Origin of the sequence: Streptomyces pactum, from assembly GCF_002005225.1 — a bacterium.
In the GTDB taxonomy this organism is placed as follows: Bacteria; Actinomycetota; Actinomycetes; order Streptomycetales; family Streptomycetaceae; genus Streptomyces; species Streptomyces pactum_A.
Genome location: NZ_CP019724.1, coordinates 900,421 through 926,298, shown reverse-complemented (window position 1 = coordinate 926,298; position 25,878 = coordinate 900,421). Strand labels below are relative to the sequence as shown.

General features: G+C 72.1%; 20 protein-coding genes and 1 pseudogene. 12 read left to right on the top strand and 9 right to left on the bottom strand.

Features of this window, described 5'->3' with window-relative positions:
• Window positions 1–111: 111 nt before the first annotated feature.
• The gene (locus tag B1H29_RS04165) at window positions 112–1,158 is read right to left on the bottom strand and encodes a LacI family DNA-binding transcriptional regulator (RefSeq protein WP_055421596.1); all 1,047 of its coding nucleotides are present in this window, start codon (window positions 1,156–1,158) and stop codon (window positions 112–114) included.
• Window positions 1,159–1,389: 231 nt separating this feature from the next.
• Between B1H29_RS04165 and B1H29_RS04160 the strand changes: the two genes are divergently transcribed.
• The 6 genes and pseudogenes from B1H29_RS04160 (at window position 1,390) to B1H29_RS04135 (ending at window position 10,978) form a co-directional block, all read left to right on the top strand.
• Window positions 1,390–2,676, top strand: a complete 1,287-nt coding sequence (locus B1H29_RS04160) for an ABC transporter substrate-binding protein (protein WP_055421048.1) — start codon at window positions 1,390–1,392, stop codon at window positions 2,674–2,676.
• Between the two features lie 6 nt (window positions 2,677–2,682).
• A complete protein-coding gene (locus B1H29_RS04155; protein ID WP_055421049.1) occupies window positions 2,683–3,609 on the top strand; it encodes a carbohydrate ABC transporter permease in 927 nt (308 codons plus the stop codon).
• A complete protein-coding gene (locus tag B1H29_RS04150) occupies window positions 3,606–4,520 on the top strand; it encodes a carbohydrate ABC transporter permease (RefSeq protein WP_055421050.1) in 915 nt (304 codons plus the stop codon). Before B1H29_RS04155 ends, B1H29_RS04150 begins: the two co-directional genes overlap by 4 nt.
• Window positions 4,521–4,590: 70 nt before the next feature.
• Window positions 4,591–5,886, top strand: coding sequence for a glycoside hydrolase 5 family protein (locus tag B1H29_RS04145; protein WP_079160005.1), 1,296 nt, complete (start codon window positions 4,591–4,593; stop codon window positions 5,884–5,886).
• Window positions 5,883–7,923: pseudogene (locus B1H29_RS04140) on the top strand (endo-beta-N-acetylglucosaminidase). The gene B1H29_RS04145 and the pseudogene B1H29_RS04140 overlap by 4 nt, the downstream one beginning before the upstream one ends.
• A 31-nt stretch (window positions 7,924–7,954) precedes the next feature.
• On the top strand, window positions 7,955–10,978 hold the full coding sequence (locus B1H29_RS04135; RefSeq protein WP_055421052.1) for an alpha-mannosidase: 3,024 nt from the start codon (window positions 7,955–7,957) through the stop codon (window positions 10,976–10,978).
• 48 nt (window positions 10,979–11,026) lie between these two features.
• On the opposite strand, the gene B1H29_RS04130 is transcribed toward B1H29_RS04135, so the two are convergent.
• Window positions 11,027–12,448 carry a lipase maturation factor family protein gene (locus B1H29_RS04130; protein ID WP_055421053.1) on the bottom strand — a complete coding sequence of 474 codons (1,422 nt, stop codon included), beginning with the start codon at window positions 12,446–12,448 and terminating at the stop codon, window positions 11,027–11,029.
• Window positions 12,449–12,649: 201 nt separating this feature from the next.
• Between B1H29_RS04130 and B1H29_RS04125 the strand changes: the two genes are divergently transcribed.
• The 3 genes from B1H29_RS04125 to B1H29_RS04115 are packed head-to-tail and all read left to right on the top strand — an operon-like array spanning window position 12,650 to window position 16,903.
• Window positions 12,650–13,849: a DUF6777 domain-containing protein gene (locus B1H29_RS04125; RefSeq protein WP_055421054.1), complete on the top strand. Its 1,200-nt coding sequence runs from the start codon at window positions 12,650–12,652 to the stop codon at window positions 13,847–13,849.
• A 58-nt stretch (window positions 13,850–13,907) separates the two neighbouring features.
• Window positions 13,908–15,998 (top strand): SpoIIE family protein phosphatase, encoded by a 2,091-nt coding sequence (locus B1H29_RS04120; protein WP_055421055.1) that lies wholly within the window; start codon window positions 13,908–13,910, stop codon window positions 15,996–15,998.
• A gap of 41 nt (window positions 15,999–16,039) precedes the next feature.
• A complete protein-coding gene (locus B1H29_RS04115; protein WP_055421056.1) occupies window positions 16,040–16,903 on the top strand; it encodes an Fpg/Nei family DNA glycosylase in 864 nt (287 codons plus the stop codon).
• 25 nt (window positions 16,904–16,928) lie between these two features.
• On the opposite strand, the gene B1H29_RS04110 is transcribed toward B1H29_RS04115, so the two are convergent.
• The 3 genes from B1H29_RS04110 to B1H29_RS04100 form a co-directional block, all read right to left on the bottom strand.
• Complete coding sequence (locus tag B1H29_RS04110; RefSeq protein ID WP_055421057.1) at window positions 16,929–17,579, bottom strand: zf-HC2 domain-containing protein; 651 nt, start codon at window positions 17,577–17,579, stop codon at window positions 16,929–16,931.
• A 193-nt stretch (window positions 17,580–17,772) separates the two neighbouring features.
• On the bottom strand, window positions 17,773–18,285 hold the full coding sequence (locus tag B1H29_RS04105) for a hypothetical protein (RefSeq protein WP_055421058.1): 513 nt from the start codon (window positions 18,283–18,285) through the stop codon (window positions 17,773–17,775).
• A 141-nt stretch (window positions 18,286–18,426) separates the two neighbouring features.
• Entirely contained in the window at window positions 18,427–18,981 is a 555-nt protein-coding gene (locus B1H29_RS04100) for a sigma-70 family RNA polymerase sigma factor (RefSeq protein ID WP_055421597.1), read from the bottom strand.
• 254 nt (window positions 18,982–19,235) lie between these two features.
• On the opposite strand from B1H29_RS04100, the gene B1H29_RS04095 reads away from it, so the two are divergent.
• Window positions 19,236–20,399, top strand: a complete 1,164-nt coding sequence (locus tag B1H29_RS04095; protein WP_055421059.1) for a CapA family protein — start codon at window positions 19,236–19,238, stop codon at window positions 20,397–20,399.
• Window positions 20,400–20,487: 88 nt separating this feature from the next.
• Here B1H29_RS04095 and B1H29_RS04090 read toward each other — a convergent pair whose 3' ends face one another.
• Window positions 20,488–21,900 (bottom strand): amino acid permease, encoded by a 1,413-nt coding sequence (locus B1H29_RS04090; RefSeq protein WP_055421060.1) that lies wholly within the window; start codon window positions 21,898–21,900, stop codon window positions 20,488–20,490.
• A gap of 113 nt (window positions 21,901–22,013) precedes the next feature.
• Window positions 22,014–22,475: a universal stress protein gene (locus B1H29_RS04085; RefSeq protein WP_055421061.1), complete on the bottom strand. Its 462-nt coding sequence runs from the start codon at window positions 22,473–22,475 to the stop codon at window positions 22,014–22,016.
• Between the two features lie 109 nt (window positions 22,476–22,584).
• On the opposite strand from B1H29_RS04085, the gene B1H29_RS04080 reads away from it, so the two are divergent.
• Window positions 22,585–23,421 carry a polysaccharide deacetylase family protein gene (locus B1H29_RS04080; protein ID WP_055421062.1) on the top strand — a complete coding sequence of 279 codons (837 nt, stop codon included), beginning with the start codon at window positions 22,585–22,587 and terminating at the stop codon, window positions 23,419–23,421.
• A gap of 88 nt (window positions 23,422–23,509) precedes the next feature.
• Here B1H29_RS04080 and B1H29_RS04075 read toward each other — a convergent pair whose 3' ends face one another.
• Window positions 23,510–24,175 carry a class F sortase gene (locus B1H29_RS04075; RefSeq protein WP_055421063.1) on the bottom strand — a complete coding sequence of 222 codons (666 nt, stop codon included), beginning with the start codon at window positions 24,173–24,175 and terminating at the stop codon, window positions 23,510–23,512.
• 332 nt (window positions 24,176–24,507) lie between these two features.
• Here B1H29_RS04075 and B1H29_RS04070 point away from each other — a divergent pair, with 332 nt between their 5' ends.
• Window positions 24,508–25,002: a hypothetical protein gene (locus tag B1H29_RS04070; RefSeq protein WP_055421064.1), complete on the top strand. Its 495-nt coding sequence runs from the start codon at window positions 24,508–24,510 to the stop codon at window positions 25,000–25,002.
• A gap of 191 nt (window positions 25,003–25,193) precedes the next feature.
• Here B1H29_RS04070 and B1H29_RS04065 read toward each other — a convergent pair whose 3' ends face one another.
• Window positions 25,194–25,724, bottom strand: coding sequence for a hypothetical protein (locus B1H29_RS04065; RefSeq protein ID WP_055421065.1), 531 nt, complete (start codon window positions 25,722–25,724; stop codon window positions 25,194–25,196).
• Window positions 25,725–25,878: the final 154 nt, after the last annotated feature.

The window sequence follows — 25,878 nt, the reverse complement described above, 5'->3', positions numbered from 1 at the left end:
TCCTCGGGGAAGGCGGTGAGAGGGGATTACTGGCGAGTACGCAGGACGCACTCTGCCCGTCCGCACACCGTCACGTCGAGACCCGGACCCGTCGGCCGCCCCCTTCGGGCTTCAGGCCGGCCGGGCCGGCCCCGTACTGTCCCGTTCGATCAGCCGCGGCACCGGCACCCGCACCGTCCGCGCTGGTCCGCCGTCCAGCAGGGCGGTCAGTTCCGTCGCCGCCGTGCGGCCGAACTCCACGCTGTCCCGGGACAGTGCGGACAGCCACGGCTTGACCATGCGGCACAGCGCCGAGTCCTCCCAGGCCACCACGGACACGTCCGCCGGTACCGAGAAACCGAGGCCGGCCGCGGCGGCGACCCCGGCCACGGCCATCACGTCGTTGTCGTAGATCAGGGCGGTCGGGGGAGCCGGCGCCTGAAGGACCCGGCGGGTGACGGCGGCGCCCTCCGCGTCGGAGTAGTCGGTGGTCAACGACTGGACCTCGCCGAGGCCACGACGGCCGGCCTCGGCCCGCAAGGCCCGGATCCGCCGCTCGGTGTGGGCGAGGCCCGGCAGCCCGGCGATGTGCGCGATCCGCCGATGCCCGAGCGCGTGCAGACCGTCCACCAGCGCGGCCATCGCGCCCGCGTCGTCCGCCCACACCGACGACAGCCCCGGATGGCGTTCGTCGGGCGCCCCGCCGATCACCACGGCGGGCAGGCCGAGTTCGTCGAGCAGGTCCGGACGCGGGTCGTCGGTGCGCGGATCGACCACCAGGACGCCGTCCACGCGGTGCTCGGCCCACCAGCGCCGGTAGACCGCGCACTCGTCGTCGACGTCCTGTGCCACCTGGAACAGCAGGCCGAGATGACGCCGAGCCAGGACTTCCTGGATGCCGGAGACCAGTTGCAGGAAGAAGGAGTCCACGCCGAGGGTGTGCGCGGGCCGTGCCAGGACGAAGCCGACCGTCGCCGCGCCCTCCCCGGACAGGGCACGGGCCGCCGTACTGGGCCGCCAGCCGAGCTGCTCGGCCACCCGGCGCACCCGGTCCCGGGTGATCTCGGAGACCCCCGGCCGGTCGTTCAGCGCGAAGGAGACCGCGCTCTCGGAGACCCCGGCCCGCCGCGCGATGTCCTTCATCGTCGGTCGGCGCGCGGCGGGCCGCTTGGCCGGCATGTACGCCTCCTCTTCGGTGGTGAGCTGATACAGCACGCGCACTAAAGCGCTTGAGTGAAAAGATCCTAAAGCGCATTAGTGGATTGGGCAAGCAGATCGATGATGCGCCTCTGACCTGGACTAATGTGGTCCGTTCTTCTTTAGTTCCCGTGAATCCATTGACTTCGCGCAGAATCGCCGTGCATCGTCGCTGCCATCCACCGCCGACGTCCTTCAGGGAGACGTGTCACCGTGTCCACCTCGCGCAGAACATTCGCCGTCGCCGCCGCCCTCGTCCTGCCGCTCAGCGCCTGCGGCTCCTCGGGCGGCGGCGGCTCCTCGGCCGACGCCTCGGGGAAGGTCGAGGGCGACATCACCTTCCAGACCTGGAACCTGCGGGCCAACTTCAAGCCCTACTTCGAGGACCTGATCGCCGACTTCGAGAAGAAGTACCCCGGCACCGAGGTGAAGTGGGTCGACCAGCCCGGCGAGGGCTACGCCGACAAGATCAGCGCCGACGCCGCCGGCGGCACCCTGCCCGACGTCGTCAACGTCTCTCCGGACCTCGTCGCCCCGCTCGCCGAGGCGGGCCTCGCCCTCGACCTGGACAAGGCCGCCGGCCAGTACGAGAAGGAGTACCTGGAAGGCGCGTGGGCCAGCCACCGGATACCGGGCATGGAGGGCACGTACGCCTTCCCCTGGTACCTCAACACCGGCCCGCTCTTCTACAACAAGACCCTCTTCCAGAAGGCGGGCCTCGACCCCGAACAGCCGCCGAAGACGTACGACGAACTCTTCGACGCCGCCCTGAAGATCGCGGACAAGACCGACGGCGAGGTCGCCACGCTCGCCAACGTGCCCACCATCGAGGACTTCGGCCGCTACGGCGTGCCGCTCATGGACGAGCAGGGCACCGCCTTCGCCTTCAACGACGCCAAGGGAGTCGAGCTCCTCACCCGCTACAAGGAGCTGTACGACGCGGGGGCCCTGGACTCGCAGGCGCTGACGGCCACGCCGGAGTCGTCCGGGAAGAAGTTCCTCACCGGGGCCGTCGCCATGAACCCGGGCAGCGCGCTCGACCTCGCCAACTTCAAGAAGCAGGCGCCGAACCTGTACGAGAACATCGGCATCACCGACCAGATCACCAGCACCGGCCACGTCAACATGTACGTGATGGGCCTCATGGTGAACGCGCAGAGCGAGCGCAAGCCGGCCGCGGTGGCCTTCGCGCACTTCGTCACCGACGCGGCGCACCAGATGTCGTTCGCCAAGCAGGTCGCCATCTTCCCGAGCACCGCCGGCTCGCTGGAGGACCCGTACTTCACCAAGGAGGACGGCACCGACGAGACGCGCGTCCGCGTCGCCGCCGCCAAGTCGCTGCGGTCCGCCGTCAACTACACGCCGGTGCTGTTCAGCGAACAGATGAAGACCGAACTGCGCAACGAGGTCGCCAAGGCGCTCCAGGGCAAGCAGAGCCCGAAGGAAGCCCTCGACAACGCTGTCAAGGCCTGTGACCGGCTCCTCCAGCAGCAGGGCTGAGACGTCATGGCGAGTCCCACCGCCACCGGCCCCCGGCGTGCCCCCGAGAGCGGCATCCGGCGCGTACGGCGCCAACTGCCCACCAGTCCGTGGTTGTTCGCCGCCCCCGGCCTGCTGATCGCCGGCGCGTTCATCCTGTACCCGTTCGTCTCCACCCTCGTCAACTCCTTCACCGACCGCCGCACCCTGGTCCCGGGCGAGTTCGTGGGCCTCGCCAACTTCCGCGAGCTGCTCCACGACGACATGTTCTGGATCGGCCTGCGCAACAGCACCCTGTACGTCCTCGGGGTAGTCCCCGCGCTCGTCCTGCTGCCGCTGCTGCTCGCCCTGCTGGTGCAGAAGAACATCCCCGGCATCACCTTCTTCCGCTCGGCCTTCTACACCCCGGTCGTCGCCTCGATCGTCGTCGTCGGGCTGATCTGGGTCTGGATGCTGGACGAACGCGGCCTGGTCAACTCGCTGCTGGAGGCGGCCGGCGCCAGTCCGGTCGGCTTCCTCAGCGACCAGTGGCTGATCCTGCTCAGCGCGATGGCCGTCACGGTCTGGAAGGGCCTCGGCTACTACATGATCATCTACCTGGCGGCGCTCGCCAACGTGCCCCGCGAACTGCACGAGGCCGCCGCCGTGGACGGCGCGGGCGCGGTCCGCCGTTTCCTCACCGTCACCGTGCCCGCCGTGCGCTCCACCATGGTCCTGGTCGCGGCCCTCTCCTCGGTCGCCGCGTTCAAGGTGTTCTCCGAGGTGTACCTGATGGCCGGTCCCAGCGGCGGCCCGGCCGGTGAGGACACCACCCTGGTCATGCTCGTGCAGCGCACCGGCACCGGCCTGACCGGCCGCGTCGGCTACGCCTCCGCCATCTCCGTCGTCGTCTTCGTCGTCACCGTCGCCCTGATGCTGCTCGTGCTGCGCGCCGACCGGAAGGAGGAGTCGTGAGCGTCCTCGAGAAGACCCCGCCGGCGCGGCAGCGCCGGGCCGCCACCCGGGAACGGCAGCCCCGGATCACCGACGAACACGGCCGCCGCGTACGGATCTGGGAACTGGCCCTGCGCTACCTGCTCCTGCTCGGCGTCCTCGCCCTGACCATCGGCCCGTTCCTGTGGCAGCTCTCCACCTCGCTCAAGGGCCCCACCGAGGACATCTTCAGCTCCCCGCCGAAGTTCCTGCCCACCGAGCCCACCCTGCACAACTACGAGCGGGTCGCCGGGACCATCCCCGTCTGGGACTACGCCCTCAACTCGCTGAAGGTCGCCGCCGCCAACGTCGTCACCAACTGCGTCGGCGCCGCACTCGCGGGCTACGCCCTGGCCCGCCTGCGCTACCGCGGCCGGCGCGTCACCACCCTCGTCTTCATCCTGGCGATGCTCGTGCCCGTGGAGGGCATCATCATCGCCCAGTTCACCACCATGCGGGAACTCGGCCTCAACAACACCCTGGTCGGCGTGGTACTGCCCGGCTGCGTCAGCGCCCTGAACGTGCTGCTGATGCGCAACGCCTTCCTCAACCTCCCCTACGAGATCGAGGAGGCGGCCTACGTCGACGGCGCCAACGTCTGGCAGCGCTTCTGCCGCATCGCGCTCCCCGCGGTGAAGGGCACCCTCGCCGTCGTCGCGATCTTCGCCCTCATGGGCGCCTGGGACGACTTCCTCTGGCCGCTGATCGTGCTCAGCGACCCGTCCAAGTTCACCCTGACCATCGGCCTCAACTACCTGCACGGCACCTTCGCCAACGACGAGCGCCTCGTCGCCGCGGGCACGATCATCGCCGTGGCGCCGCTGATCCTCCTCTTCGCCTGCCTCCAGCGGTACTTCTTCCGCGGCGTCGGCGAGGGCGCCGTCAAGGGCTGATCCGCGTACCTGTTCCCCGCAAGGATTCCCCACAAGGATCCCCCGCAAGGATTCCCCACAAGGACACCGCATGCCTCCTGCCGTGCGCTTCGGCGTCAACTACACCCCGAGCCAAGGGTGGTTCCACCACTGGCTCGACTTCGACCTCGACCCCGTGCGCGCGGACCTCGACTCCGTCGCCGCCCTGGGCGTGGACCACATCCGGGTCTTCCCGCTGTGGCCCTACTTCCAGCCCAACCGCACCCTGATCCGCGACCGCGCGGTCGCCCACCTGGTGGAGCTGGTCGACGCGGCCGGCGAACGCGGCCTCGACGTCAACGTGGACGGCCTCCAGGGGCACCTGAGCAGCTTCGACTACCTGCCGTCCTGGACCCGCACCTGGCACCGGCGCAACCTCTTCACCGACCCCGAGGTCATCGACGGCCAGGCCACCTACCTGCGCACCCTCGCCGCCGCCCTCGCCGGCCGTCCCAACTTCCTCGGCATGACCCTCGGCAACGAGGTCAACCAGTTCTCCGCCGGACCCCACCCCGACCCGGACCGGGCGACCGCCGACCAGATCGACGCCTGGCTGGAACGGATGCTCGCCGCATGCGAGGAGGGCGCCCCGGGACGAATGCACCTGCACGCCGAGTACGACGCCACCTGGTACCAGGACGACCAGCCCTTCACTCCGGGCCAGGCCGCCCGGCAGGGCGCCGTGACGGCCGTGCACTCCTGGGTCTTCAACGGCACCGCCCAACGCCACGGCCGCACCTCCGTGCCCAGCGAGCACCACGCCGCCTATCTGATCGAGCTGAGCAAGGCCTGGGCCGACGCCCCGCACCGCCCGGTCTGGCTCCAGGAGGTCGGCGCCCCCGCCCCGCTCGTCCCGGCGGAGCACGCCGCCGCCTTCACCGAGGCCACCATCGCGAACGCCCTGGACTGCCCCGACCTGTGGGGCGTCACCTGGTGGTGCTCCCACGACGTGTCCCGGGCGCTGGCCGACTTCCCCGAGCTGGAGTACGGGCTCGGTCTGCTCACCAACGACCGGCGTCCCAAGGACACGGCGAGGGTCCTGGCCCGGGCGGCCCGCGAGGCGCGTGCCGGAGCCCACCCCGCCCCCGCCCCGCGCACCACCGCCCTGGCCGTCCCGGCCGACCCGGCGGCACGCTCCGCCTGCGCCCCCGGCGGCGCGGTCTTCGGCGCCTTCTTCCGCCTGGTGGCCGACGGTGCCCGCCCGACCACCGTCCTCGACACGCGTGCCGCCGACACCGCGCACCTCGCGGCGCGCGGCATCACCGAGGTCGTCACCCCCGACCAGGTACTCCCCACCCCGCACGGGCCCGACGGCTCACCGGTCCGCCAAGGAGGCACCCGCTCGTGACCCCCACCCGACGCACCGTCCTGCTCGCCTCGGCCGCGGCCGCCCTGTGGCCCGCGCTGCCCGCGAACGCCGCCCCGAAGGGCCCGGGCAAGGCCGGCACGGCACTCCAGCCGTACGCCTCCTACTGGTTCCCCGACTCGCTGCCCTCCGGCACTCCGGGCGACGGGATCACCTGGCGCAGTCTCAAGGAGTGGCGCGCGGCCGACGACCCCGATCTCGCCTTCAACGAGGCCTGCGTACCGCTCGCCGACCGCTTCACCCCGGTGCCCGCGAGCACCACGGCCCGCGCCGGGCAGGCCCGCGTCCAGCCCCTGGTCTCCTTCGGACCCACCGCGAGCAACCCCTCGCAGGGCTCCGCCACCGCCGACTACTACGCCCTCACCCACTGGGCGTACGTCGACGAACTCGTCTTCTGGGGCGGCTCGTCGGGCGAGGGGCTGATCCTCGCCCCGAACGCGCCGGTCGTCGACGCCGCGCACCGGCACGGCGTACCCGTCCTCGGCAACGTCTTCCTGCCGCCGGCCGCCTACGGCGGACAACTGCGCTGGACCCGGGACCTCGTACAGAAGGACGCCGCCGGGCGCTTCCCGCTCGCCGCACGGCTCGTCGCGGTCGCCGAGGCTCACGGCTTCGACGGCTGGTTCGTCAACGCCGAGACCGGCGGTGGCGACGCCGCGCTCGGCGCGGACATGCGGGGCTTCCTGCGCGAGCTGAAGTCCCTCGCCGCGGCCAGGGGACAGCGCGTGACCTGGTACGACTCGATGACCGTGGACGGGGCGGTGAGCTGGCAGGGGGCGCTCAACGACTGGAACCAGGCGTTCTTCGAGGCCGCCGACGACATGTTCGTGGACTTCCGCTGGACGGCCGGCCGCCTGGCCTCCTCCGGCGATCGGGCCGAGCGGCTGGGCCGCAGCCGCTACGAGCTGTGGGCCGGCGTAGACGTGGAGGCGAACGGCTGGAACACGTCCGAGAACTGGGACGCGATCGTGCCGCGAGACGCCGCGCACATCACGTCGATCGGTCTGTACCGGCCCGAATGGACCCGTAACCACCTGCCCGGGGACCGGCGGGCACCGGGGGACTTCCACGCGGCCGACGACCGGTTCTGGACGGGGGCGTCGCTCGACCCGTCCCGCCCGGACAGCGGGGACGACTGGCGGGCGCCCGCCGTGTCGGTCGCCGACCGGTCTACGGTGACGTCGCTGCCGTTCGCGACCGTGTTCAACACCGGGCACGGACTGCGGTGGTACGAGCGGGGCACCGCCACCTCGGACACGGCCTGGAACCACCTCGGCCTCCAGGACCGGCTGCCGTCCCGGCGCTGGGTGGTGCGCACGGAGGGCGGGCGCCCGGAGGTCTCCTTCGACTTCGCGGACGCCTGGCGGGGCGGCAGCAGCGTCCTCGTCGACGGTGCACTCGACGCACCGGTGGTCCTCGACCTGTACGCGACCCGGCTGCCGCTGGGTGACGACACGGTTGTCGAGCTGACGCACCGCACGGACGCGGGCACTGTGAACGTCGAACTCGCCGTCGCCACCGCCGAGGCCGGTGAACCGGGTGCGGCACCGCCGTACCGCCGGCTGCCCGTGACGGCCGCGCGGACTGTGAAGTCGGTCAACGGCTGGCAGACGGCCACCGTGCCGCTCACAGGTCTGTCCGGCACCCTGCACGCGATCGGAGTGCGGCTCACGGCGTCCGAGGGCCCCGTGCTGTGGCGGGCGGGCGGGCGGACTCGCCGTCCGCACCGGAGCGGCGACGGCGCCCGCCGCCCCCACCGCCGGGCGCGTCACCGCCGCGGACGGTGGCGACCTGCGGCTCGCCTGGAACCGTCCCCACGGCGACGGCGTACGCCACTACACCGTCCACCGCGTGCTCCCCGACGGCACCCGCCGCTTCCTCGGTGGCACCTGCCAGCGGGCCTGGTTCGCCGGTGGCACGCGCCCCGAGCAGAGCGAGCGCGCCGCACGATTCGAAGTGCGTGCCGTGGGGGAGCTGTACACCACGTCGGCCCCCGTCACCGTGACCCACCCCTGGTAACCACCCGCCCCACCAACCCCGGAGCACCCGCATGCATGACGACCGCAACCTGGTCGAAGCCCGCCTCAAGCGCGTCCTCGACGAGCGCATCCACCCCGCCGTGTACCCCGAGTCCGTGCCGCTGGACGTCGCGGTGTGGAACGCCCCCGGCGAGCCCGTGCCGGTCGCCGAGGGACTCGCGTCCGACCCCGAGCCCGTCGAGGTGGGCGCCCGCTGGGGCGCTCCCTGGGGTACGAGCTGGTTCCGTGTCACCGGCACGGTGCCGCAGGAGTGGGCCGGGAGGACCGTCGAGGCGATCCTCGACCTCGGATTCGACGAGAACATGCCCGGCTTCCAGTGCGAGGGCCTGGTCTACCGCCCCGACGGCACTCCGGTGAAGGGCCTCAACCCGCGCAACCAGTGGGTGCGCGTCGGCGCCCCCGCCGAGGGCGGGGAGGAGGTGCGCCTGCACATCGAGGCCGCCTCCAACCCCGTCGTCCTCGACTACCACCCCTTCGTGCCCACCCGGCTCGGCGACAAGGAGACCGCCGGCAGCGAGCCGCAGTACACGCTGACCCGCATGGACCTCGCCGTCCTCGACGAGACCGTGTGGAACCTGGTGCTCGACCTGGAGGTGCTCGGCGAGCTGATGGCCGAGCTGCCCGTGGAGTCACCGCGGCGCTGGGAGATCCTGCGCGCGGTGGACAAGGCCCTGGACGCCGTCGACCTCCAGGACGTGAACGGCACGGCGGAGCGGGCCCGTACCCGCCTCACCGGCGTTCTCTCCGCCCCCGCGGTCCCCTCCGCGCACCGCCTCAGCGCGGTCGGTCACGCGCACATCGACTCGGCGTGGCTGTGGCCGCTGCGCGAGACCGTGCGCAAGGTGGCCCGCACCACCTCCAACATGACCGCCCTCCTCGAGGACGAGCCGGACTTCGTCTTCGCCATGTCGCAGGCCCAGCAGTGGGCGTGGGTGCGCGACCACCGGCCCGAGGTGTGGGCCCGGGTCAAGAAGGCCGTGGCGGACGGCCGTTTCGTGCCGGCCGGCGGTATGTGGGTGGAGTCGGACACCAACATGCCCGGCTCGGAGGCGATGGCCCGGCAGTTCGTGCACGGCAAGCGGTTCTTCCTGGACGAGTTCGGCGTCGAGAACGACGAGGCGTGGCTGCCGGACACCTTCGGCTTCGCGGCCGGTCTGCCGCAGATCATCAAGGCGGCCGGCACCAAGTACCTGCTGACGCAGAAGATCTCCTGGTCGCAGACGAACAAGTTCCCGCACCACACCTTCCGCTGGGAGGGTATCGACGGCACCCGGATCTTCACGCACTTCCCGCCCGTCGACACCTACAACTGCTCCATGAAGGGCAGCGAGATCGCGCACGCCGCCCGCAACTTCAAGGACAAGGGCGTCGCCCGGCACTCCCTCGCCCCGACCGGCTGGGGCGACGGAGGCGGCGGCACCACCCGCGAGATGATCGCCAAGGCGGCCCGGCTGCGCGACCTGGAAGGCTCGGCGACCGTCACCTGGGAGACCCCGCGGGCCTTCTTCGAGAAGGCCGAGGCCGAGAACCCGCAGCCGCCCGTCTGGGTCGGCGAGCTCTACCTCGAACTCCACCGCGCCACCCTCACCAGCCAGGCCAAGACCAAGCAGGGCAACCGCCGCAGCGAACACCTGCTGCGGGAGGCCGAGTTGTGGGCGGCCACGGCGGCCGTGCGCGCCGCGTTCCCCTACCCGTACGACGACCTGGACCGCATCTGGAAGACGGTCCTGCTGCACCAGTTCCACGACATCCTGCCCGGCTCGTCCATCGCCTGGGTGCACCGCGAGGCCCGCGCGACCTACGAGCGCGTCGCCGACGAACTGAACGGCATCATCGACGCCGCCCAGCGCGCCCTGGCCGGCGAGGGCGACACCCCGCTGGTCTTCAACTCCGCCCCGCACCCCCGGGCCGGAGTTCCGGCGGGCGCCGCCGCGGCCCCCGTAGCCGAGGGCCGCACCGGCCTGACCGCCCGCCCCGGCGGCGGCCACGTCCTGGACAACGGCCTGCTGCACGTCGAGATCGACGACCGGGGACTGGTGGTGTCGGCGTACGACATCACCGCCGACCGCGAGGCCATCGCGCCGGGCAGTGCGGGCAACCTGCTCCAGCTCCACCCCGACTTCCCGAACATGTGGGACGCCTGGGACGTCGACGCGTTCTACCGGAACACGGTCACCGACCTCACCGACGCCGACGAGGTCGCCCCGGGCGACGACGGCGCCTCGGTGCGGATCGTCCGCTCGTTCGGTTCCTCCCGCGTCACCCAGACGCTGACCCTCGCGCCGGGGGAGCGGCGGCTGGAGGTGGACACCGAGGTCGACTGGCACGAGACGGAGAAGTTCCTCAAGCTCGCCTTCCCGCTCGACGTGCACGCCGAACGGTACGCGTCCGAAACCCAGTTCGGGCACTTCCACCGGCCCACGCACACCAACACCAGTTGGGAGGCGGCCAAGTTCGAGGCCTGCAACCACCGCTTCGTCCACCTGGAGGAGACCGGCTGGGGCGTGGCCGTCGTCAACGACTCGACGTACGGCCACGACGTCACCCGCACCGTCCGCACCGACGGTGACGCCGGTACGACCACCACGGTCCGGGTGTCCCTGCTGCGGGCCCCGCGCTTCCCCGACCCCGAGACCGACCAGGGCGTGCACCGGTTCCGGCACGCGCTGGTGCCGGGCGCGGACATCGGTGACGCCGTGCGCGAGGGCTGGCGGATCAACCTGCCCGAGCGTCGGGTCACGGGCGCCGGGGAGGTCGCGCCGCTGGTGTCGGCCGACCGGGACGCGGTCGTGGTCACCGCCGTCAAGCTGGCCGACGACGGCAGCGGCGACGTGGTGGTCCGCTTCCACGAGGCCCACGGCGGCCGGGTGCGGGCCACCCTGACGGCCGGCTTCCCGGTCGCGGGGGTGGCGGTCACCGACCTGCTGGAGCGGCCGCTCGCCGAGGAGGAGTCCGCGGTCGGGGCCGACGGCGACCGGATCGCCGTACGGCTGCGCCCGTTCCAGCTCATGACCCTGCGGCTGAAGCGCGCGTAGTGCGCGGGACGGGCCCGGCCTGCCCGGCAGGCCGGGCCCGTCCACCCGTCACGACGGCCGGCCGCTGCCCACCAGCCGAGTCGGTGGCAGGTACTCCCGCACGTACGTCCGCTCCCAGCACGCGCCCGTCTCCCGCAGCTCGCGCCACGTCGTGTACCGGTAGCGGAACAGCCGGGCGCGGACGAAGCGCGGCGGCGTGTCGGGCGCGAACGGCGAGCGGCGCAGCAGCCTCAGCGTCGCCCGGTCGTTCTCCAGCAGCCGTTCCACGAACGTGCCGAACCACGAGCCGGCGTACGAGGGCGACAGCGCCGCGAACCACATCAGCCAGTCCAGCCGCAGGTGGTAGGGCGCGAACTGGCGCGGCCAGCGCCGCGGATCGCCGGGCTTGCCCTTGAACTCGTACTCCCGCCAGTCCCCGTCCTCGCGTGCCACCTCGTCGGTGGTGCCCTCGACCACCACCTCGTAGCGGATTCGGCTGACGGTCCCGAAGGCGCCGTAGGTGTTGACCAGGTGGAGCGAGTCGAAGGAGCGGTTCATCACCTGGCGCCGGGAGATCATGTTGCGGACCGGCCGGTGGCTGAGGAACACCAGCAGCGCAGCCACCGCGAGGACCACGATCACGTACCAGAGCGGCGCGGCGGACACGGACGGCGGATCGGCCGGGAACCGGACCGCGGACAGGGCCAGCACGATGGTGATCCAGTTCAGCCAGGAGAAGTTGCCCGACAGCACCAGCCAGAGCTGGGTCACGATCATCAGCGCGGCGGCGGCCGTCGCGACGGGCTGCGGGGTGAACAGCAGGAAGGGCACCACGAGCTGCGTGACGTGGTTCGCGGCCACCTCGACCCGGTGCAGGGGCCGGGGGAGGTGGTGGAAGAACCAGCTCAGCGGGCCCGGCATCGGCTGGGTCTCGTGATGGTGGTCCAGGCAGGTCAGCTTCCGCCAGCACTCGTCGCCCCGCATCTTGATCAGCCCCGCCCCGAACTCGACCCGGAACAGCAGCCAGCGCAGCAGGAACAGCACGACGACCGGGGGCGCCACCTCGTCGTTGCCTAGGAACACGGCGACGAATCCGGTCTCCAGCAGCAGCGACTCCCAGCCGAACGCGTACCAGGTCTGCCCGACATTGACGATCGACAGGTACAGGACCCACGGCATCAGCCACAGCAGCATCGCGCCCCACAGCGGCAGCAGCGAGTCCAGCCCCGCCGCCAGCGCCGCCGACACCGCGCAGCCCGCCCAGGCCACGGCCGCGAAGAGCCGGTCCGAGTAGCGGAGCTGGAACAGGCTCGGCGCCCGCTTGAACGGCACCCGCTCCACGAACCGGGGCACGGGCAGCAGACCCCGCTCGCCCAGCAGCGGACGGAACTGCAGTGCCGCCGTCAGGAACGCGACCAGGTACATGACCGCCAGGGCCCGCTGGAAGACCAGCCGGCTCAGCCAGTAGTCGGGTGCGGTGAACCACTCCACGGCCGCGCTCCTAGCGTGCGTTCCTCTCCGGTGTGTCACTCCCCGGCACGTCACTCCGCGTGCCCGGCCGTTCCGGTTGCGTGACATGGGCGGGCGAAGCAGACAATAGTGGCCGGTTGTCTTGATTGCCCCACTAGCTGAATCGTTGCCGTTGCTCGTCCTTCCCGTGGATCGTCCTTCCCCGACCGACAGGAGTGCCCGGTGCGGACACCTCTCGGCCCCTCCGGTGCCGCCTGCCTGCTCTCGCTGGCGCTCCTGGCCGGCGCCACCGGCTGCGGTGCCGCCGGTGCCGACGGCGACCCGGCCGCCGAACCGGGCGGAGTGCTCCACCTCCAACCGGTCGCCGCCCAGGGCCCGAACCCGTTCACCGACTCCACGGCCGTCTCGACGGCTACCCCGCCCCCGGCCGCCCGAACGCCGGGGTCCGCGGCGGCGGGCGGCGCGCCCGTCGCGCTCGACGGGCTGCGTCCCCTCTCGGGCGGAACGCCCGGCCTCTACGGCGGCATCCGGCACGTCGGCAACTGCGACGTCACCCGGCAGATCGGCCATCTGGCCGCGCACCCGGCCCGGACCCGGGCATTCGCCGGGGTCGCCGGGATCTCCGCCCCGGCGGTCCCCGGCCACCTGCGGGGACTCACCCCGGTCGTGCTGCGCGCCGACACCCGGGTCACCAACCACGGCTACCGGGACGGCCGGGCCACCGCGTACCAGGCGGTCCTCCAGGCGGGCACCGCCGTCCTCGTCGACGACCGGGGCGTGCCGCGCGTCCGCTGCGCCTGCGGCAACCCGCTGAAGGCGCCGGCCGCGGTCGGCGACGGGGCCGTCACCCGCGGCCTGCCCTGGCCCGGCTACCGGCCCTCCGAGGTGGTCACCGTGACCCCGGCACCCCGGACGATCACCGGCCTCACCCTCGTCAGCGCCGTGGACGACACCTGGATCGAGCGGCGGCTCGGCCACGACACCCGCCACGACCGGCCCGTCCCCGCACCCGCGTGGGCCACCGGCAAGCCGACGGCGACTTCGGCACCGTCCGCGCCGCCCGCCACCCCGGCGGCCGACGCGCCCAGCACCTCACCGGGCCCGGAAGAGGTGCGCGAGGGGACATACGAAGGGGGCCACGAAAACACGTACGACGAGATGCGCGGGGAAACGTACGGGGGAACGTACGGGGGAACGCAGGAGGACACGTACGGGGGAACGCACGAGGGCACATCCCTGGACGCGTTCCCGGACACATACGAGGACACATCCCCTGACGCGTTCCCGGACACGTACGAGGACACATCCCCGGACACGTACCCGGACGACGCACCCGCCGAAGACTCGGCCGAGCCCGCCCCGGAGAGCGTTCCGGACGCCCCCGACCTGCCCGGCGGCGGCACTTCCGCGGATGTCTTCTGACAATCCGACGATGCCGAACGAGTCGAAGAATCAGGCAAATCCTGGCAAGGTGGGGCCCATGGCTGATCGGGGAGCGAGTGCCCTGTCACTCCCGGACGACTGGCCCGCCCACCCGGACCCGATCCTGGCGCTCAACCGCATGGGCAGCTTCGACTGGGACCTGGACACGGGACTGTTCCACATGGACGCGCAGGCCTACGAGGTGTTCGACCTGCGCCCCGAGGAGTACGACGGCCGCCCCGAGTCGCTGGCCATGCGCGTCCCCGCGGCCGAGGGGAGCCGCCTGGACGCCCTGGTCGCCCAGGCCATGAAGGACGGCAGCGAGAACTACGGCACCTACTTCCGCCTGCGCTGCCGCGACGGCACCCTGCGCTGGACCCGCACCCAGGGCTACATCCGGCGCGACGAGACGGGCCGCCCCCGCCGGATCATCGGCATCGTCCGCGACGCCACCCAGGAGGTCGCCGACATCGAGGCCCGCCGCGAGCAGGCCGCACAGGACGAGGCCCGCCGCCGGCTCACCAACGTCGTCCAGCTCGCCACGGCCGCACTCGCGCACGCCCGCACGGTGGACGACGTCATCGAGGTCCTGCGGGATACCCACGGCCTCACCCGCCTGGGCGCCACCAGCCTCGTCATGGGCCTGGTCGAGGCCGGCCGCATCCGGCTGGTCGCCGACGGCCCCGACGACAGCTTCGTCCCCGGCACCCGCGTCACCCGGATCGACGAGCCGTACCCTATGAGCGAGGCCGTACGCACCCTCAGCCCCCGCTTCATCGAGTCGCCGGAGGACTTCGCGGAGCGCTATCCCGGCCTGTGGCAGAGCATCACCCACCTGAACATCACTGCGGCCGCCTACCTGCCGCTGATCGCCCAGGCTCGGCCGATCGGGGCGATCGGGCTGCTCTACAGCGACCGGCGCGGCTTCTCGGCGGAGGACCGCAACGTACTCGTCGCGCTCGGCAGCGGCATCGCGCAGAGCCTGCAGCGGGCCATGCTCTACGAGCAGGAGATGGACCTCGCCGAGGGCCTCCAGCAGGCCATGCTGCCGCGCACCATCCCCAGCGTGCCCGGCTGCGACGTAGCCGTGCGCTACCGCGCGGCCACCATCGGCGGTGCCCTCGGCCGCGACATCGGCGGTGACTGGTACGACCTGATCCCGCTGCCCGGCGGCCGGGTCGGCGCCGTCATCGGCGACGTCCAGGGCCACGACACGCACGCCGCCGCCGTCATGGGCCAGTTGCGCATCGTGCTGCGCGCCTACGCCGCCGAGGGCCACCCCCCGGCCACGGTGATGGCGCGGGCCTCCGTCTTCCTCCACGAACTCGACACCGACCGCTTCGCGACCTGCCTGTACGCGGAGGCCGACCTGGGCACCGGAGTGGTCCAGATGGTCCGCGCCGGGCACATCGACCCACTGCTGCGGCACCGCGACGGTTCCTGCCGCCGCGTCCCCGTCGAGGGCGGGCTGCCGCTCGGCCTGTCCGCCGAGTTCGGGCGCCTCGCCTACCCGGTCTCCACCGTGGAGCTGGACCCGGGCAACGCGCTGCTGCTGTGCACCGACGGTCTGGTCGAACAGCCGGGCGCCGACCTCGACGAGGGGATGGAGGTCCTCACGGCGCTGGTCGCCTCCGGTCCCCAGGACGTGCGGGACCTGGCCGACCGGCTCATCGACGTGGCCGAGGAGCGCCGCGGCGACGACGACGTGGCGCTGCTCCTGCTGCGCCGCCACGGAACGGGTGCCCCGAGGACCTTCGGCCGGCTCCAGCAGCACGTGTCCCCCGGCGACCCCGAGGCCCTCACCGAGGCCCGGCACATGATCCGCGCCGCCGTCCGCGCCTGGGGCGCCGCGGGCCGGAGCGACGAGATCGAGCTGGTCGCCGACGAACTGGTCACCAACGCCCTCATGCACACCGAGGGCTCCGCCATCGTCACCCTGCGCCTGCTCACCGGCACCGACCGCAAGCTGCGGGTCGAGGTCGAGGACTCCTCCAGCGCCCTGCCGCGCCGCCGCGAGGCCGGTGACTCCGGTGTCTCCGGACGCGGGCTGCTCCTGGTCGAGGCGCTCGCCGACGAATGGGGCGTGGAGGCGCGCGGCGGCGGCAAATGCGTGTGGTCCGAGTTCGTGGTGTCCCACCGCGCGGGCTGAGCCCCACTGGCACCGCCGGTCTCCGGTGGCACTCTGGACGTATGCCCGAACTGCCCGAGGTCGAGGCGCTCCGCAACTTCCTGACCGAGCACCTCACCGGCCGTGAGATCGTCCGTGTCCTGCCCGTGGCGATCAGCGTCCTGAAGACGTACGACCCGCCGCTCACCGCCCTGGAGGGCCACCAGGTGACCGCGGTGCACCGCCACGGCAAGTTCCTCGACGTCGAGACCGCCGGCGGCCCGCACCTGGTGACCCATCTGGCCCGCGCGGGCTGGCTGCACTGGAAGGACAGCCTCCCCAGCGGCCTCCCCCGCCCCGGCAAGGGCCCGCTCGCGCTGCGTGTCGCCCTGGAGACCGGTGCCGGCTTCGACCTGACGGAGGCGGGCACGCAGAAGCGGCTCGCCGTGTACGTCGTGGGCGACCCGCAGCAGGTGCCCGGTGTGGCCCGGCTCGGCCCCGACCCGCTCGCGGACGACTTCGACGAGGCGCGTCTCGCCGCTCTCCTCGAAGGCGAGCGGCGGCAGCTCAAGGGCGCCCTGCGCGACCAGAGCCTGATCGCGGGCGTGGGGAACGCGTACAGCGACGAGATCCTGCATGCGGCGAAAATGTCCCCCTTCAAGCTGGCCGCGTCGCTCACCGACGAGGAGACCGCGCGGCTGTACGCCGCGCTGCGGGACACGCTCACCGAGGCGGTCGAACGCTCCCGGGGCATCGCCGCCGGCCGGCTCAAGGCCGAGAAGAGGAGCGGGCTGCGCGTACACGGCCGCACCGGCGAGCCCTGCCCGGTGTGCGGCGACACCGTTCGCGAGGTCTCCTTCAGCGACTCCTCGCTCCAGTACTGTCCGACCTGCCAGACCGGCGGCAAGCCACTGGCGGACCGGCGGCTGTCCCGGCTGCTCAAGTAGGGGCGCCCGCCGCGCCCCTGTCCGGTCATCCGGCGGGGAGCGTCACCAGGTGTTCCCCGTCCGCGGTCCGTACCTCGTAGCGGGCGATCTGACCGGGGTGCAGGGCGGCCCCGCCGCGCATGGTGCTGGGCCGGGCGTCGTGCCCGGGGACGTTCCAGCTCGTGACCGTCTGCTCCGTGCCGTCGTGACCGACGGCGACCAGCCGGCAGGAACGGGGCCCCGCCCCGTCCCTGACCTCGAGTTCCACGTCGGTGCCCCAGGCCTCGTCCTCGGTGGTGACCCGTGCCCACACCCCGGACCGCTCGTCGGTCGCGGTGACCCGCACCGCCGGGTCGCCCTGCTCCGCGTAGATGACGACGCCCGGACCGGCCACGGCGCACACGACCGCGGCGGCCACGGCGTACAGCACCCGCCTGCGGCCGGCCCGGCGGCGCGCCGCCACCTCGGTCAGCAGGCGGTCCAGCAGCCTCGGTCCGGGCCTGGTCATGGGGTGGACGAGACGTGGCGTCGCCCGCCGGTACAGCATCAACTGACGGGTGGCGGGGCCGAATTCGGTCACCTGCGCCGCGCACCGGGGGCACTCCATGAGGTGGTCCTCGAAGCGGAACGCTTCCGCCTCGTCCAGCACGCCGAGCGCGTAGGCGCCGACGTCACGATGCCTTTCCAGGGACCTCATGCCGAATCCTCGTGCCGTTGGGTGCGGGTGGGGTTACTCCTTGCTCCCACCCGTACGCACCGGACAGCCGAATCACTCAAGCCACGGACAGAATGGCAATCAAGGGATTCGGAGCGGCCGGGCCCGTGGATTGGTCCGTTCTGGAAGAAGTTCGTGCAGCGGGGGCCCGACTCCCGGGAACCGGGCCCGGAGCCTAGAAGAGATGGATGGCCAGGTGGCCGAGCGGCAGCCCTAGCTGCCACGCCGGCGTCCACACCTTGGGCCCCTCGTCCTCCCCGCTCACCGCCCCGCCCGGGACCGCGTTCAGGTCGGGGGCGAGCAGCTCGGTCTCCTGGAGCCAGCGCCAGGCCTCCCGGGCCAGCTCCAGGTCCGGCGATCGCCGACCGGCGGCCACCGCGTCGGCCGTGACCTCGGCCAGCCGCAACCGCACCCACTCGTGCCACGGCTGGTCGTAGGCGGTCAGCGACAGCCAGGTCTCCATCTGGGTGATGACCCGGATGCCACCGAGCTCGTCGTCGGTGTCGGACAGGAAGACGGTCAGCGCCAGGGCGTCGCGCCCGGCGCGGAACTCGAAGGACGTGGGCGGCATCAGGTCGCCGGTCCGCAGCAGCTCGTCGGCGATGTACTCGGCGTACAACCACGCCATGGGAACGGTCAGTTCGCCCCCGCCGGTGTCGTCCGTGCTCTCTTGGCCTCTGTGCGGCATCCCTTCCTGCCTTCCTCCGGTGCGTGCGCGTCGCCCGACCCGGGTCATGGGTCCCCGTCCGGAACACGGATGAGGACAGCCGATTACTCAACCGGGGTCCGGGGCAAGGCGCTTTACGGAGGCTTGACCATCCGGTCGGTTTCAGCGCAGGTCGGCGGCGTATCCCGGTAGCACCCGGCGGAGGGCGCGCAGCGCGTAGTACGCGCGGGACTTCACGGTACCCGGCGGGATGCCCAGGGCTGCCGCGGCTTCCGCCACACTCGCCCCCTGGAAGTACACCAGCACCAGGACTTCACGGTGCTCGGGGGTGAGAGTCTTCACAGCCTCGCGCACGTCCAGGGCCGCGGCGGCCCGTTCGGCGTGATCGGCGCAGACCCGCGCGTTCTCCAGCACGGCGTCGCCGACCTCGGCGGGGCGTGCCTGCCGCGCCCGGCGCGCGTCGATCGCGAGGCGCCGGGCCACGGTGAGCAGCCACGGCCGCACCGAGTCGAAGTCGTCGGCGCGCAGGGCCTCGGGATGCTGCCAGGCGCGGACCAGGGTCTCCTGCACGAGGTCCTCGGCACGCTGCCGGTCGCCGTCGCTGAGCCGCAGCAGCAGCGCGAAGAGCGGCCGGCCGTGCTCGCGCTGCAGTGCGGCGAGCTCGTGCTCGGCGGTCGTCCCGTTCGTCCTGTCCGTCAGGGTGATTCCGGCCGTCATGGCCGTATGGCATCGCAGGGCGCAGCCCGGGGACAGGGCGCGCGCACGGGTGTGCGACGGACGGTCGATCGCGTCGACGAACGGTTCGACGAACGGTCGGCGCACCCGGTTCGAACGGTCGGCGGACCCCGTTCGCGCACGCCGGACGGGCTAATGGGCGTGTCGGAGCCGCCCGGGGCGCCGGGAGCCTCATTACCTGTTTGTAGGTAAATGTGACTATTCATCGGTGTGTGCGACCCCAGCGGAGTGAACGGATGATCACACGCAGTCGGCAGGTGGCCCTTGCCCTGACCGCCCTTCTCACCGTGGGAGCGGCCTGCCAGGCCCGCGACCACGAGCCGCCGCAACGGCCGGCCCCGGCCCCGTCCGCCGCGGACACCGGCGTCTTCACCCTGGTCGCCTCCGGCGACGTACTGCCGCACGACTCGATCATCGAACGGGCCCACTTCGACGCCGGCGGCACCGGCTACGACTTCCGCCCCATGCTCTCCGGCGCCCAACCCGTCGTCTCGCGCGCCGACCTCGCCCTGTGCCACATGGAGACCGTGTACGGCGCGAACGGCGACTACAGCGGCTACCCCCTTTTCAAGTCCCCGCCGGAAGTGGCCAGGGCGCTGGCCGCCACCGGCTACGACGGCTGTTCCACGGCCTCGAACCACAGCGTCGACGACGGCGCCGACGGCATCCGCCGCACCCTGGACGCCCTCGACCGGGCCGGCGTACGGCACGCCGGCACGGCGCGCACCGAGGCCGAGGCGCGGACCACGACGATCCTGCGCGCGGGCCGGGCCGACGTCGCCCACCTCGCCTACACCCTCCACACCAACGGCCACCCGATTCCCGAGGGGCAGCCCTGGGCGGTCGGCCTGATCGACGAGGAGCAGATCGTCACGGACTCCCGGGCCGCCCGGAAGGCCGGCGCGGACATCGTCGTCGTGTCCCTGCACTGGGGCACCGAATGGCAGGACGAGCCCGACCAGGACCAGTTGGCCCTGGCCCGGAGCCTGACCGCGGCCCGCAGCGGCGACCGCCCCGACATCGACCTGATCCTCGGCACACACGCCCATGTCCCGCAGGCGTACGAGAAGGTCAACGGCACCTGGGTGATCTACGGGATGGGTGACCAGATCGCGGGCGAGATGATCAACGGCGAGGGTGCCCGCGACCCGCGCGGCAACCAGTCGACCATCGGCCGCTTCACCTTCGCCCCGCCCGCCCCGCCCGCCGGGCCCGGCGAACGCTGGCGGGTTACCAAGGCCGAGTTCGTCCCGCAGCTCTTCGACGTCGACGCCGGCCGGGTGGTGAACCTGAACCGCGCACTGGACGAGGGCGCCGACGTGCGTGCCGTACGCGACCGCATCCGCGACGTCGTACTCAGCCGGGGCGCGGCCGGGGACGGGCTGGTGATGGGGGAGTAGGCCAGGCGTCGTCCGCGGGGTCCGGGGCCGTCGGCAGGCCCGGCGAGACCCTCGCCGACTCCTCCGTATCCGCGTATCCGCGTATCCGCTAACGGCGCGCCAGCTCCGACTTCCGGTACGAGTACCCGAAGTAGATCACCAGTCCGATCGCGAACCACACGGCGAACCGTGCCCACGTCTGCCACTGCAGGAACGTGATCAGCCAGATCGAGAAGACGATCCCCAGCGCGGGCACGAAGGGCATGAACGGCGTGCGGAAGGTGCGCGGCAGGTCCGGCTGCCGGTAGCGCAGCACGATCACCGCCGCGCACACCACCACGAACGCCAGCAGGATGCCGATGTTGGTCAGCTCGGCCGCCTCGCCGATCGGCAGGAACCCGGCGATCGCGGCCGAGGCGAACCCGACGATCCAGGTGACCCGGGTCGGCACGTGCCGTGTCGGGTGGGTCTTGGCGAACCACTTGGGCAGCAGCCCGTCGCGCGACATGGAGAACCACACCCGGGTGACGCCCAGCATGAAGGTGAACATCACGGTGAGGATGCCGATGATGGCGCCCACCGCGATGATGTCGGCCAGGGAGCTCAGCCCCACCGACTTGAACGCCGTCGAGAAGCCGCTCTCCTTGTCGATGTCCCTGTAGTTCTGCATGCCGGTCAGCACCAGGCAGGCGGCCACGTACAGCACCATCGAGATGATCAGCGAGTAGATGATCGCCTTCGGCATGTGCCGCTGGGCGTCCTTCGACTCCTCGGCCGCCGTCGACATGGCGTCGTAGCCGAAGACCGCGAAGAACACCGTGGCCGCACCGGTGAACGCCCCGCCGATCCCGTAGGGGAAGAACGGGTTGTAGTTCGAGGTGTCGATGTGGAAGACGCCGACCGCGATCACCAGCAGCACCACCAGCACCTTCAGCACGACCACGACCATCTCGAACCGGGCCGCGTTCTTGATACCCAGGTTCAGCAGGTACGCGATGAGCAGGCACAGCAGCGCGGCGAACAGGTCGACCTTGTGACCGTCGCCGGTGCCGGGCGCACCCAGCATCCAGTTCGGGATGTCGGCCCCCATCTCGTTGACCAGGAAGCTGAAGTAGCCCGAGATGCCGATCGCGACCACCGCCACGATCGCCGTGTACTCCAGGAGCAGGTCCCACCCGATGAACCAGCCCGCCAGCTCGCCGAGGACCGCGTAACCGTAGGTGTAGGCGGAACCCGCCTTCGGGATCAGTCCGGCGAACTCGGCGTACGACAGCGCGGCCGCCGCGCTCGCGATGCCCGCGACGAGGAAGGAGACGAGGACCGCCGGCCCCGCCGTGCCGTTGGCGACCGTGCCGGCCAGGGTGAAGATGCCCGCCCCGATGATGCCGCCCACGCCGATCGCGGTGAGCTGCCACAGCCCCAGCGTGCGTTGCAGGCCGGTACCCTCTCCGCCCTCCGTGTCCTCGATGTGCTCGATGGGTTTGCGGCGGAGAACGCCCTCGCCCATGCGGAACCCGGCCATGCGCCTCACCTCTTCGTGAATGGCAAACGGCTGACGGTGGATCATGATGACGCACACCGACCCGCGACGGGAGCCGCGACGCACGGACCGCCCAAGCACCGCTCCGACGGGTGCTACGGCACCACTGTCACGGGCCAGCGCCCCGCCTTCACCAGCCGCACCGCGACGGAGCCGACGATCCGGTGTCCGGCCTGCTCGGAGGCGCCCACCACCACGGCGTCGGCCTTGAGCTCGTCCGCCGCCCTGACCAGGCCGTTGTAGGGGTCGCCGCGGAAGGTGTGGAACTCCCAGCGCACGTCGAATATCCCCTTGGTCCGCTCGGTCGCCTCCCGGATCTGGGCGACCAGGCCCTCGGCGATCTCGTCGGTCGTCTCCGCGACCGGCGCCCCGAGCGCCGCGCCCGAGGCCAGTACCGGCTGCACGTACACCACGGCGAGCAGCGCGCGCTGCCGCCGGGCCAGACCTCCGGCGTAGGCCGCCGCCCGGAGCGAGGAGTCGGAGCCGTCCACCCCGGCCACGATGACCTTCGGTCCGTCGGTGCCCCGTTCGAACTGCTGGGAGTGCTGTTCCGTCACGCGGCGAGGGTATCCGGTCGTCCGTGATCTTGAGCCGTGCGGGTGGTTCCGTGCCGCCGCTCCGGTGTTGCTCAGGTGCGCCGGACCGCGGCCGGGCGACTGATGGGTCATGAAGAAGGATCAGTTGCTGACTCGACGCCGCGCACTGCTCGCCGGCGCCGCGGCCGCGGGAGCGGCGGGCGCCGCCGGCGCGCTCGCGGTGGCCCTCGGGGACGGACCGGCCCGGCCGGTCGCCCCCGCTCCGGGGCCCGCGGCGCGCAGCCCGCTCAAGCCCTCCGCGTACCGCCTCCAGCCCTTGACCGGATACGGCGCGCCGCGTGCCGCGCCCGCGCGGCCCCCGGTACGCAGCGAGCCGATCCTGCGCATGTCGGGCCGGGGGCGCACGATGCTGCTCACCTTCGACGACGGGCCCGACCCCCGCTACACCCCGGACATCCTGGACACACTGGCGAAGTACGACGTGCGTGCGACGTTCTTCGTCTGCGGCGAGATGGCGGACCACAACAGGGACCTGCTGTCCCGGATGGCCGACGAAGGGCACGTCGTCGGCAACCACACCTGGTCCCACCCGCTGCTGACCCGCCTCGGCCGGCGCCGCATCCGCTCCGAGATGGAGCGGACGAGCGAGGTCGTCGAGCAGGCGTACGGAGAGCTGCCCCGGTGGTTCCGGGCCCCGTACGGGGCGTGGAACCGGGCCGCCTTCCAACTCGGCGCCGAACTGGGCATGGAACCGCTCGCCTGGACCGTGGACACCCTCGACTGGACCACCCCCGGCACCGGGACCATCGTCGACCGGGTGGCGGACGGCGCCGCCCCCGGCGTGGTGGTGCTCTCGCACGACGCCGGGGGCGACCGCTCGCAGAGTGTCCGCGCCCTGCGCTCCTACCTGCCCGAGCTACTGGACTCCGGCTACCACCTCACCGTCCCCCGGCGGCGGTACGTCTGACGCCGCCGGGCCCGCCCGTCCGGGGCTCCGCCGAGCGGGTCCCGGTCAGGGGCCTGGTCAGCGGTTCTGGTCAGCGGATACCGGTCGGTCAGCGGATCCCGGTCATGCGCGCGAAGGCGACGACGTTCCCCTCGTATCCGCTCTGCTTGGAGAAACCGCCGCCGCATGTGATGACCCGCAATTCGGGACCGCCCTTGGAGGCGTAGACCCGGTCGCCGGGGAAATCGTCCTTCGCGAACACCTCGATGCCGTAGATCTCGAAGACCGCCGTCTTTCCGTCCTGGCGGTGCACTTCTACCTTGTTTCCCTTTTCCAGAGCCCCGAGCCCGTAGAAGACCGCGGGGCCCTGTTTGTTGTCGACATGGCCTACGACGACCGCGGTGCCCTTTTCCCCGGGGGTGACCGCGCCGGTGAACCAGCCGGCCAGATTCGGGTCCTCGGGCGGCGGTGCGCCGATCCAGCCGTCCGCGTCGAGACCGACCGGCATGATCGGCGCGTCGACCTGGATGGCGGGGATGCCCACCCGGTCGGGCACCGAGTACGGCAGCGGCGACAGACCGGCGGCGGAGCCGTCGCCGCCGGCGACGCGGGTGTCGGAGGCGGCGGCCGAGGCCGGCTGCGGCGGGCCCTCGTCGAATTCCCCCGAACCGTTCCGGATGAGCGCGAGCCCGGTCAGCAGAACAAGCGCTATCACGCCCCAGGGAGCGCGCTTCCTCCGCCGCTCCTCCTCTTCGGCCCACTCGGACGCATCCATTCGACATCCCCTCTCGACCCGGCCGTCGCCGTGTCGTCCGCGCATACGAGCACGCTAAGCGCCGTGCGCCCGACCGGCGACGGGGCGGCGGCGAACGGGTGGTGCCCGCGTCCTTCCGTGAGCCATCCGGGATTTCCCCGGCAGGAACTCTCTGACGGTCCGTGACCTGCGGTGATATCCACTCGCGCGGTACCGGCCCGGTATGCCCCCTCACCAGGACGGACCATTCCCGAAATGCGGCTCCGCGCAGGGCAACTGAGGGTCTTTCTGGGAGGCGCTTTCTCGCCGATCGACCGGGGACGGGACCCGGGGCGTCTTCCGCGGAGGATCACATGCGTAACACTCGTGCCCTCGCGGCAGCCGGCGCCGCGGTCGCTGTCCTCGGGCTGGCCGCCCCCACGGCCACCGCCGGCGGCGACCACAACCAGCCGAGCAACATCGTCGCCCTGCCCAGCGTGATCGCCCGCGGCGGTCAGATGACCGTCACGGTCGACGGCTGCCCGCAGGGCGGCACGATGACCTCGGACGCGTTCCGGACGACCCACCTGACCCCGGTCAGGGGCGCCAACGAGACGTCCAGGGGCACCGCCACCATCAAGGAGGACGCCAGGCCCGGCTCGTACGACATCACCGTCAACTGCTCGGGCAGGCGACTGACGCGTCCGGCCGCGTTCACCGTCATCGGCGGCGTGCGCGGCGGCATCGGCGGCAGCAGCTCCAGCGGGGCGACCCCGACCGACATCGCCATCGGCGGCGGGCTCGTCGCGGCGGCCGTCGCGGGTGGCGGCCTGTTCTGGATGCGTCGCCGGTCCGAGCGGCGGATCTGACCCGTCCCCGTCCGTCACCGAACGGGTTCCGCCTTCGGGGGGCGGGCCCGTCCGGCCCCCTTCGGAGCGCGCGCCGGCGCACGGCCGGAGCGTCGCCTACCGGCATCGCGCGTCGCACGCCGGCAGGACTTCGCCCCGGACCCGTCGCGGATCCGGGGCGAAGTCCTGCCGGTAGGCGGAACGCGGAGCGGTCAGGCGCCGTCCTCGCCGGAGCGGCGGCGCGAGAGGTGGTAGGCCGCTCCGACGGCGCCCCCGACGAACGCGGCGCCGAGCCCGATCTCCTTCACGTCGAACCCGGCGACGCTGCCGCCCTCGCCGGCGTGCACGCCCTTGGAGGGGTGGCGGGGCCCGTCAGCGGGGTGGTCGGAGTGACCGCCCGCGATGGTCAGGTTCACCGTTGCGGTCTCGCGGTCGCAGGTGAACGTCACCTGGTGGACGGTCCCGCGTCCGGCGTCCCGGTCGACCCGCGCCGTCGCCGACGACTCGTGCCGCGGGATGGTGACCGTGTCGAACACCGCCGACGAGACGGTGACGCGTCCCAGGCAGCCGTCGGTACCGCGGCCCACCCCCAGGGTGACCTCGCCGCCCGGCGCGACCGTGGCGGGATGGACGGTGAAGCCGAACGTCGAACCGCTTCCCCCGACGGCAGCCCCGGCCGGTACACAGGCGGAGAGGGCGGCGACGCCCAGCAGTGCGACCGAGGCGACGGGTATCGCGCGCATGGTGAGTCCTCCGGGTCCCCGAGGCGCAGCGGCGGACCTGTTCCGCTCGCGCCAGAAATGCACCTCGATGCCCGAAACGCTAGGAAGCCGTGCGCGTCGGCGCGATCGCAGTCGCGCGAATGGGGCAAGTGTGTGGGCCGCTCAGGGGACGGTG